Here is an 18,110-nt window from a genome sequence, read left to right as displayed (position 1 = left end):
CAAGGTGCCCGCGACCCCCAGCAATGTGCCAGAGCCCAGCCGTACCGACCCGGCGCTGATCCGCAACTTCTGCATCATCGCCCACATCGACCACGGCAAGTCGACGCTCGCAGACCGGATGCTGCAGATCACCGGCGTCGTCGACCCGCGGCAGATGCGTGCCCAGTACCTCGACCGCATGGACATCGAGCGCGAGCGCGGCATCACCATCAAGTCGCAGGCGGTCCGCCTCCCGTGGGCGCCGAAGACCGGGCCGGACGCCGGGACGACGCACATCCTCAACATGATCGACACCCCCGGCCACGTGGACTTCACGTACGAGGTGTCCCGCTCCCTCGCGGCCTGCGAGGGCACCATCCTGGTGGTCGACGCGGCCCAGGGCATCGAGGCGCAGACCCTCGCCAACCTGTACCTGGCGCTGGAGAACGACCTCACGATCGTCCCGGTGCTCAACAAGATCGACCTGCCGGCCGCCCAGCCGGAGAAGTACGCCGCGGAGATCGCGCACATCATCGGCTGCGACCCCTCGGACGTGCTCCAGGTCAGCGCCAAGACCGGTCTGGGCGTCGAGGCCCTGCTGGACCACATCGTCAACACCATCCCGGCCCCGGTCGGCGTCAAGGACGCCCCGGCCCGCGCGATGATCTTCGACTCGGTGTACGACTCCTACCGCGGCGTGGTCACCTACGTGCGTGTCGTGGACGGCCAGCTCACCAAGCGCGAGCGGATCGCCATGATGTCCACCGGCGCCACCCACGAGCTGCTGGAGATCGGCGTCATCTCGCCCGAGCCGAAGGTCGCCGACGGCCTGGGCGTCGGCGAGGTGGGCTACATCATCACCGGTGTGAAGGACGTCCGGCAGTCCAAGGTCGGTGACACCATCACCTCGATGCACAAGGGTGCGACCGAGGCGCTCGGCGGCTACAAGGACCCGCGCCCGATGGTGTTCTCCGGCCTGTACCCGCTGGACGGCTCGGACTATCCGCTGCTGCGCGACGCCCTGGACAAGCTGCGGCTCAACGACGCCGCGCTGGTGTACGAGCCGGAGACCTCGGTCGCGCTCGGCTTCGGCTACCGCTGCGGCTTCCTCGGCCTGCTGCACCTGGAGATCATCCGGGAGCGCCTGGAGCGCGAGTTCAACCTCGACCTGATCTCCACCGCCCCGAACGTGGTCTACCGGGTGATCATGGAGGACGGCACCGAGCACACCGTCACCAACCCGAGCGAGTTCCCGACCGGCAAGATCGCCGAGGTGTACGAGCCGGTCGTGCGCGGCACCATCCTGGCGCCCAACGAGTTCGTCGGCGCGATCATGGAGCTCTGCCAGTCCCGCCGCGGCAACCTGCAGGGCATGGACTACCTCTCCGAGGACCGCGTCGAGCTGCGCTACACGCTGCCGCTCGCCGAGATCGTCTTCGACTTCTTCGACCAGTTGAAGTCCAAGACCCGCGGCTACGCCTCGCTCGACTACGAGCCCATCGGCGAGCAGAGCGCCCAGCTGGTGAAGGTCGACATCCTGCTGCACGGCGACGCGGTGGACGCCTTCTCCGCGATCGTGCACAAGGACAAGGCCTACGGCTACGGCGTGATGATGGCGGGCAAGCTGCAGAAGCTGATCCCGCGCCAGCAGTTCGAGGTGCCGATCCAGGCGGCCATCGGCTCCCGGGTGATCGCCCGTGAGACGGTCCGCGCGATCCGCAAGGACGTCCTCGCCAAGTGCTACGGCGGTGACATCTCGCGTAAGCGCAAGCTGCTGGAGAAGCAGAAGGAAGGCAAGAAGCGGATGAAGATGGTCGGCCGCGTGGAGGTCCCGCAGGAGGCCTTCATCGCCGCGCTGTCCACCGACGCCGAGGCGCCGAAGGACAAGAAGTAGCGGTCTGAACGGAAGGGCCCGGGCGTCATCGGCGTCCGGGCCCTTCCGCATGCCCGGGGCCCGGGGCTATTTCAGCGTGCTGAGCACCCCGGTGACGATCGCCGCCTTGGCCAGCCGTCCCGCCGTGCCGGTGAGCACGGTGGGCCGCATCGAGTCGTCCCCGTGGACGAGTTGGAGCAGCCCGTCCCGCCGGCCGAGGCTCAGGCACTGCGCGACGTACCTGTACGTGAACGGCTTCGCGGTGCGCCCGTCGAGCAGCTTGCCGAGGTACTGGCCCTGCGGCAGGGCGGTGGCGCAGCCCATCCGCAGGGTGCCGGTGCCGGGGACGGTCACCGCGGCGGCGTCGCCGATCACGTGGACGTCCGGGTGGGAGACGGAACGGAGGAGGGCGTCGACCAGAGCCCGGCCGCGGTCGTCGACGGCCAGTCCGGCCTCGGCGGCCAGCGGGTGCGGCTCCATCGAGGCGGCCCAGGCGGTGACGTCGGCGTCGATCGGGCCGGCGGTGGTGCGCAGCCCGGCGGGGGTGACCTCGGCGACGGTGGCGTGCTCGTGGACGGTGACGCCGAGCCGGTCCATGACCTGCCGGATGTGGGTGCGGGCCCGGGCTGAGAACCACCCGCCGACCTGGCCGGCCGCGACGATCCGGACCCGCCACCGGGGGTGGGCCTCGGCGAGTTCGGTGGCCAGCTCGATGCCGGTGGCGCCGCCGCCGACCACGGCCAGCGTGCCGGGGCGGTCGGCCTCGTGCAGCCGGCGGTGCAGTTCGGCGGCCCGCTCCGCCGGGTAGGCGTGCTCGGCGGCGCCGGGGACGTCGTGCCAGGCGGTGCGGCTGCCGAGGGCGTAGACCAGGGTGTCGTAGCCGAGGGAGGCACCGTCGTCGAGCAGGACCTTGCGCCCGGCCAGGTCGAGTTCGACGGCCCTGGCTCGCCGGTGCTCGATCCGGCGGCCGCGCGCCAGCTCGCCGATGGCCGGCCAGTCGCGCCCGTGACCGGCCGCCGTCTCGTGCTGGCGGACGCGGTGCAGGAGTCGCGCCTCGGGTGCGACCAGGGTGACGGGGCGGTGCCGTCCGGCGCCCTTGGCCGCGCTGAGTCCGGCGTAGCCGGCGCCCAGGACGACGATCCGCTGCTCGGTGCCGGTGCCGGTGCCGGTGTCGGTGTCGGTGCTGTTGCTCATCTCGTCCGCCTCCTCGGGAGTGCGCTCTCGTGGAGCGCTGTTCGGGAGGGGGACGACGCGGTCGGCCGGAGTGTGACGGTGACCTGCGTCACAACCCGATCGTGTTCACAACCTGATCGGGCTCACGGCCCCATCGGGCTGAGGTGGCCGAGCTTCTCCGGGTTGACCACCACGAAGGCCTCGGTGATCCGCCCGTCGGCGACGGTGAGGGCCACCACGCCGCCGACGGTGCCCGTGGCCTTCTCGTACCAGACCAGCCCGGGCTCGCCGTTGACCAGCGCGGAGCAGAGCCCGAACTCGGGGGTGAACCACTTCGTGACCAGCCCGGACACCAGCCGGGCGACGTTCCAGGCGCCGAGGACGGGGCGGGCGGCGGCGCGGACGATGCCGCCGCCGTCGGCGTGCCAGACCACGTCCGGGGCGAGGATCTCCATCAGGGCGAGGATGTCGCCCCGGGTGCTGGCGGCGACGAAGGCCTCGACCGCCTGGCGGTGCTCGGCCGGGTCCGCGACGGCGCCGGACCGCCCGCCGCCGGACCGCCCGCCGGTTGACCGCCCGCCGCGCCGCCCGTCGCCGTCGCGGACCCGGCGGCGGGCCCGGGAGGCCAGCTGGCGGGCGGCGTCGGGAGTGCGGTCGAGGGAGTCGGCGATCTCGTCGAAGCCGACCGCGAAGACGTCGTGCAGCACGAAGGCGGCCCGCTCGGCCGGGGTGAGCTGCTCCAGGACGGTGAGCAGGGCGAGCGAGACGGACTCGCCGCGTTCGGCCAGTTCGGCGGGGGAGTCGGCGGCGTCCGCGTAGGAGACGGACGGCTCGGGCAGCCATTCGCCGTAGTAGGCCTCGCGGCGGGCCCGGGCGGAGCCCAGCTGGTCGTAGCAGAGCCGGGTGACGACCGTGGTGAGGAAGGCGCGCGGGTCGGCGACGGCGTCGTGGTCGGCGCCCTGCCAGCGCAGCCAGGCGTCCTGGAGGACGTCCTCGGCGTCGGTGAACGATCCGAGCAGCCGGTACGCGACGGAGCCCAGGTAACGCCGGTTCGCCTCGAAGGCGTCCGGTTCCTGGCCGTCGTCGGCTGCAGGCGCGGAGGTCACGGGCCTACGGTAGCGAAGGCCGCCACCGACCCGAGGAGCGGAGCGTGACGTACCGGGCGAGAGGGGTGCGGAACGCGCGGGGCCGGGGCGGAAGACTCCCGCCCCGGCCCCGCGCACCCTCGCGCAGCGGGTCAGTCCACCTCGGCCACGGCCTCCGCGAACTGCGCCTGGTACAGCCGGGCGTAGGCGCCCTCGGCGGCGATCAGCTCGTCGTGCGAGCCCTGCTCGACGATCGAGCCGTTCTCCATCACCAGGATCACGTCGGCGTCCCGGATGGTGGAGAGGCGGTGCGCGATCACGAAGCTGGTGCGGCCGGTGCGCAGCCGCGCCATGGCCCGCTGGATCAGCACCTCGGTGCGGGTGTCGACGGAGCTGGTCGCCTCGTCCAGGACGAGGATCGAGGGCTGGGCGAGGAACGCCCGGGCGATGGTGATCAGCTGCTTCTCGCCGGCGCTGACGCCGGTGCCCTCGTCGTCGAGGACGGTGTCGTAGCCGTCCGGCAGGGTGCGCACGAAGCGGTCGACGTGCGCGGCCTTCGCCGCCTCGATCACCTGCTCGCGGGTGGCCCCCTGGGCGCCGTAGGCGATGTTGTCGGCGATGCTGCCGCCGAACAGCCAGGTGTCCTGGAGCACCATGCCGATGCCGGAGCGCAGGTCCTCGCGGGACATCGCGGCGACGTCGACCCCGTCGAGGGTGATCCGCCCGGAGCTGACCTCGTAGAACCGCATCAGCAGGTTGACCAGGGTGGTCTTGCCGGCGCCGGTGGGGCCGACGATGGCGACGGTCTGGCCGGGCTCGACCTTGAGCGAGAGGTCCTCGATCAGCGGCTTGTCGGGGTCGTAGCGGAAGGACACGTCCTGGAAGGAGACCCGGCCGTGGATGGTGTCGGGCCGCTCGGACACGGCCGGTTCGGGGCTCTGCTCGGGGGCGTCCAGCAGCTCGAAGACGCGCTCGGCGGAGGCGACCCCGGACTGCACCAGGTTGGCCATGCTGGCGACCTGGGTGAGCGGCTGGCTGAACTGCCGCGAGTACTGGATGAACGCCTGCACGTCGCCGATGGACAGCGAGCCGCTGGCCACCCGCAGGCCGCCGACGACCGCGACCAGCACGTACTGCAGGTTGCCGATCAGCATCATCGCGGGCTGGATGATCCCGGAGATGAACTGCGCCCGGAAGCTGGAGGCGAACAGCGCCTCGTTGTGCTCGCGGAAGGTCTCGGCGGACTCGCGGTGGCGGCCGAACACCTTGACCAGGCTGTGGCCGGTGTACATCTCCTCGATGTGCGCGTTGAGTTGGCCGGTGGACTTCCACTGCTGGACGAACTGCGGCTGCGCCCGCTTGCCGACCTTGGCGGCGACGACCACCGACAGCGGCACCGACACCAGGGCGATCACGGCGAGCAGCGGGGAGATCCAGAACATCATCGCCAGCACACCGACCACGGTGAGCAGCGAGTTGACGACCTGTCCCAGGGTCTGCTGCATGGACTGGCTGATGTTGTCGATGTCGTTGGTGACCCGGCTGAGCACCTCGCCGCGCGGCTGCTTGTCGAAGTAACTGAGCGGCAGCCGGGCGAGTTTGGCCTCGACGTCCTGGCGCAGCCGGTAGCCGGCCCGCTGGATCGCCGCGGTGGCCAGCCGGCCCTGGACGATGCCGAACAGGGCGGAGGCGACGTAGATGGCCAGTACCCAGAGCAGGACGGTGCCGATGGCGCCGAAGTCCATGCCCTGGCCGGGGGTGAAGCTCACCGAGGAGAGCAGGTCGGCGACGCCGCCCTCGCCGTGGGCGCGCAGCCCCTCGACGATCTGCGCCTTGGAGGCGCCGGGCTCGAAGCGGGCGCCGACTACGCCGGCGAAGATCAGGTCGGTGGCGTTGCCGAGCACCTTGGGGCCGGTGACGGCGCAGCCGATGCTGAGCACGCCGAGGGCCAACACGCCCGAGAGCAGGGAGCGTTCGGGGCGCAGCAGGCCGAGCAGGCGCTTGCCGGAGCCCTTGAAGTCCATGGACTTCTCGGTGCCCTGGCCGCCCATGAAGCGGCCCGGTCCGGCGGGGCCGCGGCGGGCGGCGGCGGCCTGGGAGTCGGTGGGCAGTTCGGCGGCGGGGGCCGCGGGCTGGTCGTCCGTGTCGGGCTTGCCGGGGGTGGTCACGCCGCCTCCTGCTCGGTGAGCTGGGAGAGCACGATCTCCCGGTACGTCGGGTTGTCGGCCATCAGTTCGCGGTGGGTGCCGGTGCCGACGACCGCGCCCTCGTCGAGGACGATGATCCGGTCGGCGTCGCGGATCGTGGAGACGCGCTGGGCGACGATCAGCACGGTGGCGTCGGCGGTCTCGCGGGAGAGGGCCTTGCGCAGCCTGGCGTCGGTGGCGTAGTCGAGCGCCGAGAAGGAGTCGTCGAACAGGTAGACGTCGGGCTTGCGGACGAGCGCCCGGGCGATGGCCAGGCGCTGGCGCTGGCCGCCGGAGACGTTGCCGCCGCCCTGGGCGATCGGGGCGTCCAGGCCCTCGGGCAGCTTCTCGACGAAGTCCTTGGCCTGGGCGATCTCCAGGGCGTGCCAGAGCTCCTCGTCGGTGGCGTCGGGCCGGCCGTAGCGGAGGTTGCTGGCGACGGTGCCGGAGAACAGGTACGGCTTCTGCGGGACGAGTCCGACGCTCTCGGCGATCGCCTCGGGGGCGAGTTCGCGCACGTCGACGCCGTCGAGCAGGACCTGGCCGGAGGTGGCGTCGAAGAGCCGGGGTACGAGCCCGAGCAGGGTGGACTTGCCGCTGCCGGTGGAGCCGATGACGGCGGTGGTCTCGCCGGGGCGGGCGGTGATGTCGATGCCGCGCAGCACCGAGGCCTCGGCGCCGGGGTAGCGGAAGTCGACGTCGCGCAGCTCCAGGTTGCCGCGGCGCAGCACCTCGGTGATCGGCGTGGCGGGCGGGACGACGCTGGAGGAGGTGCCGAGGACCTCGTCGATGCGCTCGGCGCAGACCTCGGCGCGCGGCACCATCATGAACATGAAGGTGGCCATCATGACGCTCATCAGGATCTGCATCAGGTAGGAGAGGAAGGCGGTGAGCGCGCCGATCTGCATGGCGCCGCTGTCGATCCGGTGGGCGCCGAACCAGAGCACGGCGACGCTGGAGACGTTCACGACCAGCATCACGGCCGGGAACATGAACGACATCAGCCGGCCTACCTGGAGGGCGACGTTGGTGAGGTCCCCGTTGGCGCCGGCGAAGCGGGTCTGCTCGTGGCCGTCCTTGACGAAGGCGCGGATGACCCGGATACCGGTGATCTGCTCGCGCAGGATCCGGTTCACCGTGTCGATCCGGGTCTGCATGCTGCGGAACTTGGGGCGCAGCGAGCGGACCAGCAGGAGGACGACGATGCCGAGCAGCGGGATGACGGCGAGCAGCAGACCGGACAGCGGCACGTCCTGGTTGAGCGCCATGATGATGCCGCCGACGCACATGATCGGCGCGGCCACCATGAGCGTGAAGCTCATCAGGGCCAGCATCTGGACCTGTTGGACGTCGTTGGTGGTGCGGGTGATCAGCGAGGGGGCGCCGAACTGGCCGACCTCGCGGGCGGAGAAGCTCTGCACGCGGTCGAAGACGGCGGCGCGGAGGTCCCGGCCGAAGGCCATCGCGGTGTGGGCGCCGTAGTAGACGGCGCCGATCGAGCACAGCGCCTGGATCAGGGTGACACCGATCATCACCCCGCCGACGCGCAGGATGTAGCCGGTATCGCCCTTGACCACGCCGTCGTCGATGATGTCGGCGTTGAGCGTCGGCAGGTAGAGCGCCGCCAGGGTGGACACCAGTTGGAGCACCACGAGCAGGGCGATCGGTCGGGAGTATGGGCGCAGGTACGCCCGGAGCAGTCTGATCAGCACTTGCACACTCTTGTCGTCGGCGGGTGGATTCGCATCCCAATTCTCGTTCTTTGGTGCACTCGTACAGACGATTCCCAGGGTGTGAACCGGAGGTTTGTCCAGCCCTTTGCCGAATCGCCCGGTGGGCCCGGTTGCGCGGTTCACCCGGGGTCCTGGCGGGGTCGTCGAACGGGCACCGGCGCCGTGGCGGTGTGCCGACGGTCCGTGCCCTCTTACGGAATGACCGATTTCCCCCTAGGCTGCTGATTGCCCCCTTGTTACTCGCCGGTACCGTCCGGGTTACCCGGGGGCCCGGCGACCGCCCCCCACGGGCGCCGCGACAATCCCTCAGACGGCCACCCGCCCCCGGAGGTCCTCGTTGAGTTCCGCGCAGTCCCTGATCGACTCCGGCAGTGCCGACATCGTCGCCGGGCGTCCCGCCTCCGTCGCCCACCTGTTCCTGGAGCGGGTCGCCGCCACCCCGAACGCCGAGGCCTACCGCTACCCGGCCCCGGTCGACGAGCACGCCGCGGACGGCGCCCCCGGCGCCGAGCAGTGGCGCTCGCTCACCTGGGCGCAGACGGCGGCCCGGGTCAAGGCGGTGGCCGCCGGCCTGATGGCGCTCGGCATCCAGCCGGAGGACCGGGTCGCGCTGGCCTCCTCCACCCGCGTCGAATGGATCATCGCCGACCTCGGGAACATGTGCGCGGGCGCCGCCACCACGACCGTCTACCCGAGCACCAACACCGACGAGACCGCCTTCATCCTCTCCAACTCCGGCTCCAGGGCGCTGTTCGCGGAGAACGCCGCCCAGCTCGCCAAGGCCGTCGACCAGATCGAGCAGCTGCCCGAACTGCGGACCGTCATCCTCTTCGACGCCCCCGAGAGCACGGCCCCCGGGAGCGCGGCCCCCGAGACCGGCGCGACCGGGTCCGGCGCGACCGAGTCCGGCGCGACCGCGACCGAGGTCCCCGGGACCGCCGGCCTCGCCCTGCTCACCCTCGCCGAACTGGAACAGCGCGGCGCCGAGTACCTGGAGCAGCACCCGGACGCGGTCGAGAAGGCGGTCGCCGCGCTCGACAAGGAGCAGCTGGCCACCCTCATCTACACCTCCGGCACCACCGGCCGCCCCAAGGGCGTGCGCCTGGTGCACGACTGCTGGGCGTACGAGGGCCGGGCTCAGGAGGCCAGCGGGCTGCTGCGCTCCGACGACGTCCAGTTCATGTGGCTGCCGCTGTCGCACGTGTTCGGCAAGACGCTGATCTCCGGCCAGATCGCCACCGGCCACGTGATGGCCGTGGACGGCCGGGTCGACCGGATCATCCACAACCTGCCGGCCATCCGGCCGACCGTCATGGCCTCGGCGCCGCGCATCTTCGAGAAGGTCTACAACGGCATCGCCGGCCGGGCCCGGGCCGAGGGCGGCGCCAAGTACAAGATCTTCCGCTGGGCCGCCAAGGTCGCCCGCGAGCACGCCCGGGCCGTCCAGGAGAGCCGGATCGCCACCGGCACCGGAACCGCCCCGCTGGGCCTGCGGCTCCAGCACACCGTGGCCGACAAGCTGGTCTACGCCAAGATCCGCGCGGCCTTCGGCGGCCGGCTGCGCGGCGCCGTCTCCGGCAGCGCCGCGCTCGCCCCCGAGATCGGCTTCTTCTTCCTCGGCGCCGGCGTGCCGATCCTGGAGGGCTACGGCCTCAGCGAGACCAGCGCCGGCTCCTGCGTCAATCGCGAGGAGGACGTCCGGATCGGCACGGTGGGCCGCGCGCTGCCCGGCACCGAGGTCCGGATCGCCGAGGACGGCGAGATCCTGCTGCGCGGCCCCGGCGTCATGCGCGGCTACCACGACCTGCCGGAGAAGACCGCCGAGGTGCTGGAGGCCGACGGCTGGTTCCACACCGAGGACATCGGCGAGCTCGGCCCCGACGGCTTCCTGCGGATCACCGACCGCAAGAAGGACCTGTTCAAGACCTCCGGCGGCAAGTACGTCGCGCCCAGCGAGGTCGAGGGCAGGTTCAAGGCGGCCTGCCCGTTCGTCAGCAACATCCTGGTGATCGGCAACGGCCGCAACTTCTGCACCGCGCTGATCGGCCTGGACGAGGCGGTCATCATGCCGTGGGCCGCCGAGCACGGCCTGGCCGGCAAGTCCTACGCCGAGGTGGCCGCCGACCCGCAGGTGCACCAGCTGATCGACGGCTTCGTCCGGCGGCTCAACGCCGACCTGCAGCGCTGGCAGACGATCAAGAAGTTCCACCTGCTGCCGCGCGATCTCGACATCGAGCACGGCGAGCTCACCCCGAGCCTGAAGATCAAGCGCCCGGTGGTCGAGCGGACCTACGCGGACGCCGTCACCGCGATGTACGCGGGCGCCAACGAGGCCTGAGCCGCCCCGCCCCCGTACGGCTCACCGGTTCGGGTGAGCCGTACGGGACAATGGGGTCATGCCCTCCGCACTCCCCGACGGCGAACCGGTGCCGTCCGACGGTTCCCTGCCCGCGCACGCCCGCACCGGTCTCGGGCAGCGGCCGTTCGGCTTCTACCTGCACGTGCCGTACTGCGCCAGCCGCTGCGGCTACTGCGACTTCAACACCTACACCGCCACCGAGCTGCGCTCCTCCGGGGCCGTCGCCTCCCAGGAGACCTACGCGGACAACGTGGTCGCCGAGATCCGGCTGGCCCGCAGGATCCTCGGCCCCGTGGACCTCCCGGTGCAGACCGTCTTCCTCGGCGGCGGCACCCCCACCCTGCTGCCCGCCCGCGACCTGGTGAAGATGCTCGCCGCACTGCGCGAGGAGTTCGGGCTCGCCGACGGCGCCGAGGTCACCACCGAGGCCAACCCGGAGTCCGTCGACCCGGCCTACCTGGCCGAGCTGCGCGAGGGCGGCTACAACCGGGTCTCCTTCGGCATGCAGAGCGCCCGCCCGCACGTCCTGCAGCTGCTCGACCGCCACCACACCCCGGGCCGCCCCGAGGCCTGCGTCGCCGAGGCCCGCGCCGCCGGCTTCGACCACGTCAACCTGGACCTCATCTACGGCACCCCCGGCGAGTCCGACGACGACTGGCGGGCCTCCCTGGACGCCGCCATCGGCGCCGGGCCCGACCACGTCTCCGCCTACTCCCTGATCGTCGAGGACGGCACCAAGCTCGCCGCCCGGGTCAAGCGCGGCGAACTGCCGATGATCGACGACGACGTGCACGCCGACCGCTACCTCATCGCCGAACAGGCCCTCAGCGCCGCCGGTTACTCCTGGTACGAGGTCTCCAACTGGGCCACCACCCCCGAGGGCCGCTGCCGCCACAACGAGCTCTACTGGACCGGCGCCGACTGGTGGGGCGCCGGCCCCGGCGCGCACAGCCACGTCGGCGGCGTCCGCTGGTGGAACGCCAAGCACCCCGCCGCCTACGCCCAGGCCCTCGCCGAAGGCCGCACCCCGGCCCTGGGCCGTGAGGTCCTCGCCGAGGAGGACCGCCGGGTCGAGCGCATCCTGCTCGAACTGCGCCTCGCCGAGGGCATCCCGCTCACCCTCCTCACCGACACCGGCCGCCAGGCCGCCGCCCGCCACCTCGCCGACGGCCTCCTCGACCCCGACACCCACGCCGCCGGCCGCGCCGTCCTCACCCTCCAGGGCAGGCTGCTGGCCGACGCGGTCGTACGTGACCTGGTGGACTGACATTCGTTGACGTGGGTGTCAGCCGTCGGAGGGAGCGTGGGATGACCGCCATCGATGATCGGATGACCGGGATCTTCGAGAACCTGGAGGTGCCGGAAGGCGTCAAGGCCGAGCTCATCAGGGGGGAAATCGTGATGACGGCCGGGCCTGACATGGTCCACAACCTCATCGTCCTGGCGATTCAGCACCAGCTTCCGTACGGTCGGTGGCGTCCCCTCACGACCCAGGACCTGGGGATCCCCGGCCAGGCGAGCGAACCCCAGCCCGACCTGGTCGTCTTCGAACGCGGGGCGGTCGAGGAGCACGGACGACTGCTGCCGTCGCCTGCCGTCACCCTGGTGGTCGAGGTGGTGTCGAAGACCAGTGTCGATCGTGATTACCGGACCAAGCGGGAGCTCTATGCCGAGGGCACCGTCCCCGCGTATCTGATCGTCGACCCGATCAAGGGAGTCTGCGTGCTGCTGACCGAGTTGGGCAAGGATCCCGGGTCCGGGCTCCCGAGGTACATGTCCGAGCGGACCAGTAAGTTCGGCGAGCCCGTCCCCGTCGGCCTGCTCGATGTCGATCTGGACACCACGGACTTTCAGCAGTACGTCTGACCTACCTCACCCCGGGAGCGTCACGAAGTCGATCAACTCCTCGACGCGGCCCAGGAGCTCCGGCTCCAGGTCCTTGTAGGTGTCGACCTTGGAGAGGATCCGCTTCCAGGCGGCGGGGGTGTTCACCGGCCAGCCGAGGCGGCGGCAGACGCCCTCCTTCCACTCCTCGCCGCGGGGGACGGCGGGCCAGGCGGGGATGCCGACGGAGGAGGGCTTCACGGCCTGCCAGATGTCGATGTAGGGGTGGCCGACGACCAGGACGGCGTCGCCGGTGACCTGGGCGGCGATGCGGTGCTCCTTGGTGCCGGGGAGCAGGTGGTCGACCAGGACGCCGAGGCGGCGGCCCGGGCCGGGGGCGAAGTCGGCGACGATCGCGGGCAGGTCGTCCACGCCCTCCAGGTACTCGACGACCACGCCCTCGATCCGCAGGTCGTCGCCCCAGACCCGTTCGACCAGCTCGGCGTCGTGCCGGCCCTCGACGTAGATCCGCGACTCGCGGGCGACCCGGGCCCGGGCGCCGGGGACGGCGATCGAGCCGGAGGCGGTGCGGCCAGGCGCCCGCGAGGGGGCCGGGCCGGTCGGGCGCACCAGGGTGACCACCCGGCCCTCCAGCAGGAAGCCGCGCGGCACCAGCGGGAACACCCGGTGCTTGCCGAAACGGTCCTCCAGGGTGACGGTGAACCCCTCGGCGGTCCGCTCGCACCGCACCACCGCGCCGCAGAAGCCGGTCGCCGCCTCCTCCACCACCAGGTCCCGCTCGGCGGGCACCTCCGGGGCGGGCTGCTGCCTCTTCCACGGCGGGGTCAGGTCGGGTCCGTACTGGCGGCTGTGCATGCAGGTGACTATAGGCAGCGGCAGCGCCCGAGGATCGGACGGCCCGTCACAGGCCCGGCGCGCCCCAGACCGGGAACCAGCGGCTGAGGTCCTTCTCCAGCCGCAGGTCGTTCCCCAGCAGCGCGTTGACCTGCAACTCCAGCGGGCTGTTGCGCCGCTCCCCGCCGCCGGGCATCGGGGCGAAGGGGTAGAAGGTGCCGCGCTTGTAGAGGTAGACCAGCGCCAGCGACTGCCCCTGCCCGTTGCGGAAGGCGACCAGCGAGCAGAGCAGCTGGGGTCCGAAGCCGTTCGCCTCCAGCTCGCTGTTGACCGCGTGCAGGTCGTTCACCAGCTCCGGCAGCTCCTCGGGGGTGTGCCGGGCGAGCAGCCAGGAGTAGCCGTAGCCGTCCTTGGAGGCCTCCACCGGGACGCCGCCGCGCTCGGTGTCGGCGTCCAGCAGCGCCCGCACCTGCTGCTCGACCTGCCCGAAGGCCGCGCCCTCGACGGCGGCGAAGCAGACCGAGCCGAGGCCGGTGGGGGTGAACCCGGCCCCGGCCTCCAGGGTGAGGGCGGCGGACGGTACGCCGAACAGCTGGTCGAGGTCGGGCTTGACGGGCTTGGTGCGCCCGAACAGGGCGTCCAGGATTCCCACGGCGGTCCTTTCAGGAGGGTGCGGGCGGAGTCGGGCGGAGCGGCGGAGGGGGGAGTCAGCGGCCGAGCTGCTCGGAGATCTTCGCCAGCTGCTCCAGCCGCTTCTCCAGCGTCGGGTGGGTGGAGAACAACTGGGCGGCGGTCTCCCGGGCGCTCAGCGCGGGGGCGAAGTAGAAGGCGTTGTAGGGCTGCGCCTGGCGCAGGTCCTTGCTGGGGATGGCGGCGATCTGCCCGGTGACCTTGGTGAGCGCGGAGGCGAGGGCGCTGGGGCGGCCGGTGAGCTGGGCGGCGGAGCGGTCGGCGGCGAGTTCCCGGTAGCGGGAGAGCAGCCGGGTGAGCAGGAAGCTGATGGCGTAGACGACCATCGACACCAGCGGGATGACCAGGGCGGCGATCGCCGCGTTCTGGTCGTTGTTGTTGCGGCCGCCGCCCATGAACCCGCCGTACATGGCGATCCGGGTCATGGCCCCGGCGAGGACGCCGAGGAAGCCGGCGATGGTCATCACCGCGACGTCCCGGTGGGCGACGTGGGACAGCTCGTGGGCGAGGACGCCCTCCAGCTCCTCGGGTTCCAGCCGGCGCAGCAGGCCGGTGGTGACGCACACCACGGCGTTCTGCGGGTTGCGGCCGGTGGCGAAGGCGTTCGGCATGTCGTTGTCGGCGACCGCCACCCGGGGTTTGGGCATGTCCGCCAGCGCGCAGAGCCGGTCGACGGTGCCGTGCAGTTGCGGGTACTGCTCAGGGGTCACCTGGTGGGCGCCCATCGCCCGTTCGGTGATCTTGTCGCTGAACCAGAACTGGGCCACGAACAGCCCGCCGGAGATCAGGACGATCAGTGGCCAGGCGCCGCGCAGCAGCACGATCAGCAGGCCGGTGAAGCCGACGTACAGCAGCCCGATCACGAACATCGTCACGACCATGCGGCCGGTCAGGCCGCGGTCGGGCGCGAAACGGGTGTGCTGGCCCGAGCTCGACATTGCTTGCTCCTCCATTCGCCGTCGCTTTCGATGCTGCCACCCGGACGGCCCCGCGGCACCACCCCCGCGCCGGGAACTGCGGGCAGGATCACTCCGGCCGGGCCGTTCCTGCCGTTGGGCCCGGGCCTTACACTGGCAGGTACGGTTTTGGCACTCGGGTATGACGAGTGCCAAGGCGGGTCCCGGAACCGGGTGTCCCGGAACGGGCAGCAGCATGTGCGACACAAACGGACAACGCGCGAAGACGGAGGTGTGTGCCCCATGGCCGGTGAGGTTCGCCAGCTCGACGACCGCAAGCTGGCCGTGCTCCGCGCGATCGTCCAGGACTACGTGGGGACCGAGGAGCCGGTCGGCTCCAAGGCCCTGGTGGAGCGGCACAACCTCGGGGTCTCCCCGGCCACCGTCCGCAACGACATGGCGGCGCTGGAGGAGGAGGGCTACATCCACCAGCCGCACACCAGCGCCGGGCGCATCCCCACCGACAAGGGGTACCGCCTGTTCGTCGACAAGCTTGCCGAGGTCAAGCCGATGAGCGCCCCCGAGCGCCGGGCGATCCGGCACTTCCTGGACGGCGCCGTCGACCTGGACGACGTGGTCGCCCGGACGGTGCGGCTGCTCGCCCAGCTCACCCGGCAGGTCGCGGTGGTGCAGTACCCCTCGCTGTCGCGCTCCACCGTCCGGCACATCGAGCTGGTCGCGCTGGCCCCGACCAAGGTGATGCTGGTCCTGATCACCAACACCGGCCGGGTCGAGCAGCGGATGGTGGACTGCCCGGGCCCGGTCGGCGAGACGGTCCTGGCGGACCTGCGGGCCCGGATCAACGCGCGGGCCGTCGGCCAGCGGCTGCCGGACGTGCCGGGCTTCCTGGAGGAGCTCCCGGCGGGTTTCGAGCAGCCGGACCGGCCGACCGTCAGCACCGTCCTGGCGACGCTGTTCGAGGCGCTCGCCGAACAGAACGAGGAGCGGATCATGCTGGCCGGCACGGCCAACCTGACCCGCTTCGGGCACGACTTCCCGCTCACCATCCAGCCGGTGCTGGAGGCACTGGAGGAGCAGGTCGTCCTGCTCCGCCTCCTGGGTGAGACCGCGGACGCCGCGATGACGGTCCGGATCGGGCGGGAGATCGCCTACGAGGGGCTGAATTCCACCTCGGTGGTCTCGGTCGGCTACGGTTCGGGCGACGAGAGCGTGGCCAAACTGGGTGTGATCGGTCCGACCCGGATGGACTATCCGGGCACAATGGGGGCGGTGCGAGCGGTGGCACGGTACGTGGGTCAGATCCTGGCCGAGTCGTAGCAAACAGTCGCTGTCGGTCATCTGACGGCGACATCCCAGTCGCAGCACTACTACAGGCGGAACAAGCGGAGCATTTGGTGGCCACGGACTACTACGCGGTACTCGGCGTCCGACGGGATGCGGGGCAGGACGAGATCAAGAAGGCGTTCCGGCGCCTGGCACGCGAACTGCACCCGGACGTCAACCCGGACCCGAAGACGCAGGAGCGGTTCAAGGAGATCAACGCCGCCTACGAGGTGCTCTCCGATCCGCAGAAGCGGCAGGTCTACGACCTCGGCGGTGACCCGCTCTCGCCGGGCGGCGGGGGCGCGGGCGGCTTCGGCGCGGGCGCGGCGGGCTTCGGGTTCTCCGACATCATGGACGCCTTCTTCGGCGCCGCGGCCGGCCAGCGCGGCCCACGCTCGCGCACCCGCCGCGGCCAGGACGCCATGATCCGGCTGGAGATCACCCTGGAGGAGGCCGCCTTCGGCACCACCAAGGAACTCCAGGTCGACACGGCCGTCACCTGCACCACCTGCAGCGGCGAGGGCGCGGCCCCCGGCACCTCCGCGCAGACCTGTGACATGTGCCGCGGCAAGGGCGAGGTCTCCCAGGTCACCCGGTCCTTCCTGGGCCAGGTCATGACCTCCCGCCCCTGCCCGCAGTGCCAGGGCTTCGGCACCGTCGTGCCGACCCCGTGCCCGGAGTGCGCCGGCGACGGCCGGGTCCGCGCCCGCCGCACCCTGACCGTCAAGATCCCGGCCGGTGTCGACAACGGCACCCGGATCCAGCTGGCCGGCGAGGGCGAGGTCGGCCCCGGCGGCGGCCCGGCCGGCGATCTGTACGTCGAGATCGCCGAGACCACCCACCCGACCTTCCAGCGCCGCGGGGACGACCTGCACTGCACCGTCACCATCCCGATGACGGCCGCGGCCCTCGGCACCCAGGTGCCGCTGCAGACCCTGGACGGGCTGGAGGAGGTCGACATCCGGCCCGGCACCCAGTCCGGCCAGTCGATCCCGCTGCACGGCCGGGGCATCACCCACCTGCGCGGGGGCGGCCGGGGCGACCTGATAGTGCATGTCGAGGTGCAGACGCCCGGCAAGCTCGACGCCGAGCAGGAGGAGCTGCTGCGCCGGCTCGCGGTGCTGCGCGGCGAGGAGCGGCCGTCCGGCCAGTTCGCGCCGGGCCAGCAGGGCCTGTTCTCGCGTCTGAAGGACGCGTTCAACGGCCGGTAGCCGTCCGCGTGGGGGTGCCGGGGCTCTGCCCGGCACCCCTTTCGCGTTCCCGATCCGCCCCCACCACCGGAGGTTCCCCGCATGACCGCCCCCGTCTTCGTCGTCGAGACCGAGCGGATCGCCGCCGCCGCACCCGGCTCCGTGGTGCGCCTCGACGGGCCGGAGGGGCGGCACGCGGCCGCGGTGAAGCGGCTGACGGCGGGCGAGGCGGTGACCCTGGCCGACGGGCTGGGCCTCGGGGTGGACGGGACGGTCGCCGAGGTGCTCGGCAAGGACGCGGTCGACGTCACGGTGGCGTCCGTGCGCCGGGAGCCCGAGCCGGCGCCGCGGATCGTCGTCGTCCAGGCGCTGCCCAAGGGCGACCGCGGCGAGCTCGCGGTGGAGACCATGACCGAGGTCGGCGTGGACGTGGTGATCCCGTGGGCCGCCTCGCGCTGCATCACGCAGTGGAAGGGCGACCGGGGCGCCAAGGCGCTCGCCAAGTGGCGGGCCACCGCCCGGGAGGCCGGCAAGCAGTCCCGCCGGCTGCGCTTCCCCGAGGTGCGCGAGCCGGTGACCACCCGGCAGCTGGCGCCGGTCCTGGCGGGGGCGGCGTTCGCCGCCGTGCTGCACGAGGAGGGCGCCGAGCCGCTGGCGCTGGCCGCGCTGCCCGAGGGCGGGGACGTGGTGCTGGTGGTCGGCCCGGAGGGCGGTGTCTCCCCGGAGGAGCTGGCCGCCTTCGCCGAGGCGGGCGCGAAGCCGTACCGGCTGGGCCCGTCGGTGCTGCGCACCTCCACCGCCGGGGTGGCCGCCGGCGCGCTGCTGCTGGGCCGTACCGGCCGCTGGTCGTAGCGGGCTCCGGTCGGGGCGGGAGTCCGCGAAAATCGGCCCGCGCGGTGTGCGTGGGTGCCTACGCTGACCGC

The 18,110-nt window shown here is 71.9% G+C and carries 14 protein-coding genes; 7 read left to right on the top strand and 7 right to left on the bottom strand.

Annotation, left to right across the window (positions count from 1 at the left end; all coding sequences use genetic code 11):
- Nucleotides 1-4 precede the first annotated feature (4 nt).
- Nucleotides 5-1,873: a translation elongation factor 4 gene (lepA, locus tag ACIOJE_RS08905; RefSeq protein ID WP_280677034.1), complete on the top strand. Its 1,869-nt coding sequence runs from the start codon at nucleotides 5-7 to the stop codon at nucleotides 1,871-1,873.
- A 66-nt stretch (nucleotides 1,874-1,939) separates the two neighbouring features.
- On the opposite strand, the gene ACIOJE_RS08900 is transcribed toward lepA, so the two are convergent.
- The 4 genes from ACIOJE_RS08900 to ACIOJE_RS08885 all read right to left on the bottom strand — a co-directional run bounded on the left by ACIOJE_RS08900 (nucleotide 1,940) and on the right by ACIOJE_RS08885 (nucleotide 8,008).
- Nucleotides 1,940-3,046 (bottom strand): NAD(P)/FAD-dependent oxidoreductase, encoded by a 1,107-nt coding sequence (locus ACIOJE_RS08900; protein ID WP_400774484.1) that lies wholly within the window; start codon nucleotides 3,044-3,046, stop codon nucleotides 1,940-1,942.
- 122 nt (nucleotides 3,047-3,168) lie between these two features.
- Nucleotides 3,169-4,131, bottom strand: coding sequence for an RNA polymerase sigma factor SigJ (gene sigJ / locus ACIOJE_RS08895; protein WP_400774482.1), 963 nt, complete (start codon nucleotides 4,129-4,131; stop codon nucleotides 3,169-3,171).
- Nucleotides 4,132-4,262: 131 nt separating this feature from the next.
- On the bottom strand, nucleotides 4,263-6,161 hold the full coding sequence (locus ACIOJE_RS08890) for an ABC transporter ATP-binding protein (RefSeq protein WP_280677234.1): 1,899 nt from the start codon (nucleotides 6,159-6,161) through the stop codon (nucleotides 4,263-4,265).
- Nucleotides 6,162-6,274: 113 nt separating this feature from the next.
- The gene (locus tag ACIOJE_RS08885; RefSeq protein WP_280677028.1) at nucleotides 6,275-8,008 is read right to left on the bottom strand and encodes an ABC transporter ATP-binding protein; all 1,734 of its coding nucleotides are present in this window, start codon (nucleotides 8,006-8,008) and stop codon (nucleotides 6,275-6,277) included.
- A 358-nt stretch (nucleotides 8,009-8,366) separates the two neighbouring features.
- On the opposite strand from ACIOJE_RS08885, the gene ACIOJE_RS08880 reads away from it, so the two are divergent.
- Genes ACIOJE_RS08880 through ACIOJE_RS08870 form a run of 3 tightly spaced genes read left to right on the top strand, consistent with a single transcriptional unit; the run spans nucleotide 8,367 to nucleotide 12,254 of the window.
- Entirely contained in the window at nucleotides 8,367-10,367 is a 2,001-nt protein-coding gene (locus tag ACIOJE_RS08880; protein WP_400774479.1) for an AMP-dependent synthetase/ligase, read from the top strand.
- A 58-nt stretch (nucleotides 10,368-10,425) separates the two neighbouring features.
- The gene (gene hemW / locus ACIOJE_RS08875; protein ID WP_400774477.1) at nucleotides 10,426-11,655 is read left to right on the top strand and encodes a radical SAM family heme chaperone HemW; all 1,230 of its coding nucleotides are present in this window, start codon (nucleotides 10,426-10,428) and stop codon (nucleotides 11,653-11,655) included.
- Nucleotides 11,656-11,696: 41 nt separating this feature from the next.
- Nucleotides 11,697-12,254 (top strand): Uma2 family endonuclease, encoded by a 558-nt coding sequence (locus ACIOJE_RS08870; RefSeq protein ID WP_280677022.1) that lies wholly within the window; start codon nucleotides 11,697-11,699, stop codon nucleotides 12,252-12,254.
- A 6-nt stretch (nucleotides 12,255-12,260) separates the two neighbouring features.
- On the opposite strand, the gene ACIOJE_RS08865 is transcribed toward ACIOJE_RS08870, so the two are convergent.
- The 3 genes from ACIOJE_RS08865 to htpX are packed head-to-tail and all read right to left on the bottom strand — an operon-like array spanning nucleotide 12,261 to nucleotide 14,695.
- Nucleotides 12,261-13,088, bottom strand: coding sequence for a DUF3097 domain-containing protein (locus ACIOJE_RS08865; protein ID WP_280677021.1), 828 nt, complete (start codon nucleotides 13,086-13,088; stop codon nucleotides 12,261-12,263).
- Nucleotides 13,089-13,134: 46 nt separating this feature from the next.
- Entirely contained in the window at nucleotides 13,135-13,719 is a 585-nt protein-coding gene (locus ACIOJE_RS08860) for a hypothetical protein (protein WP_280677019.1), read from the bottom strand.
- Between the two features lie 55 nt (nucleotides 13,720-13,774).
- Nucleotides 13,775-14,695 carry a zinc metalloprotease HtpX gene (htpX, locus tag ACIOJE_RS08855; protein ID WP_280677017.1) on the bottom strand — a complete coding sequence of 307 codons (921 nt, stop codon included), beginning with the start codon at nucleotides 14,693-14,695 and terminating at the stop codon, nucleotides 13,775-13,777.
- 261 nt (nucleotides 14,696-14,956) lie between these two features.
- Here htpX and hrcA point away from each other — a divergent pair, with 261 nt between their 5' ends.
- The 3 genes from hrcA (at nucleotide 14,957) to ACIOJE_RS08840 (ending at nucleotide 18,039) form a co-directional block, all read left to right on the top strand.
- Nucleotides 14,957-15,991: a heat-inducible transcriptional repressor HrcA gene (gene hrcA, locus ACIOJE_RS08850; RefSeq protein WP_280677015.1), complete on the top strand. Its 1,035-nt coding sequence runs from the start codon at nucleotides 14,957-14,959 to the stop codon at nucleotides 15,989-15,991.
- A 77-nt stretch (nucleotides 15,992-16,068) separates the two neighbouring features.
- Nucleotides 16,069-17,208, top strand: a complete 1,140-nt coding sequence (gene dnaJ / locus ACIOJE_RS08845; RefSeq protein ID WP_280677013.1) for a molecular chaperone DnaJ — start codon at nucleotides 16,069-16,071, stop codon at nucleotides 17,206-17,208.
- An 81-nt stretch (nucleotides 17,209-17,289) separates the two neighbouring features.
- On the top strand, nucleotides 17,290-18,039 hold the full coding sequence (locus ACIOJE_RS08840) for a 16S rRNA (uracil(1498)-N(3))-methyltransferase (RefSeq protein WP_400774472.1): 750 nt from the start codon (nucleotides 17,290-17,292) through the stop codon (nucleotides 18,037-18,039).
- Nucleotides 18,040-18,110 lie beyond the last annotated feature (71 nt).

Source organism: Kitasatospora sp. NPDC087861 (assembly GCF_044742585.1).
Taxonomy (GTDB): Bacteria; Actinomycetota; Actinomycetes; order Streptomycetales; family Streptomycetaceae; genus Kitasatospora.
This window is presented reverse-complemented; position numbering and strand designations above follow the sequence as displayed.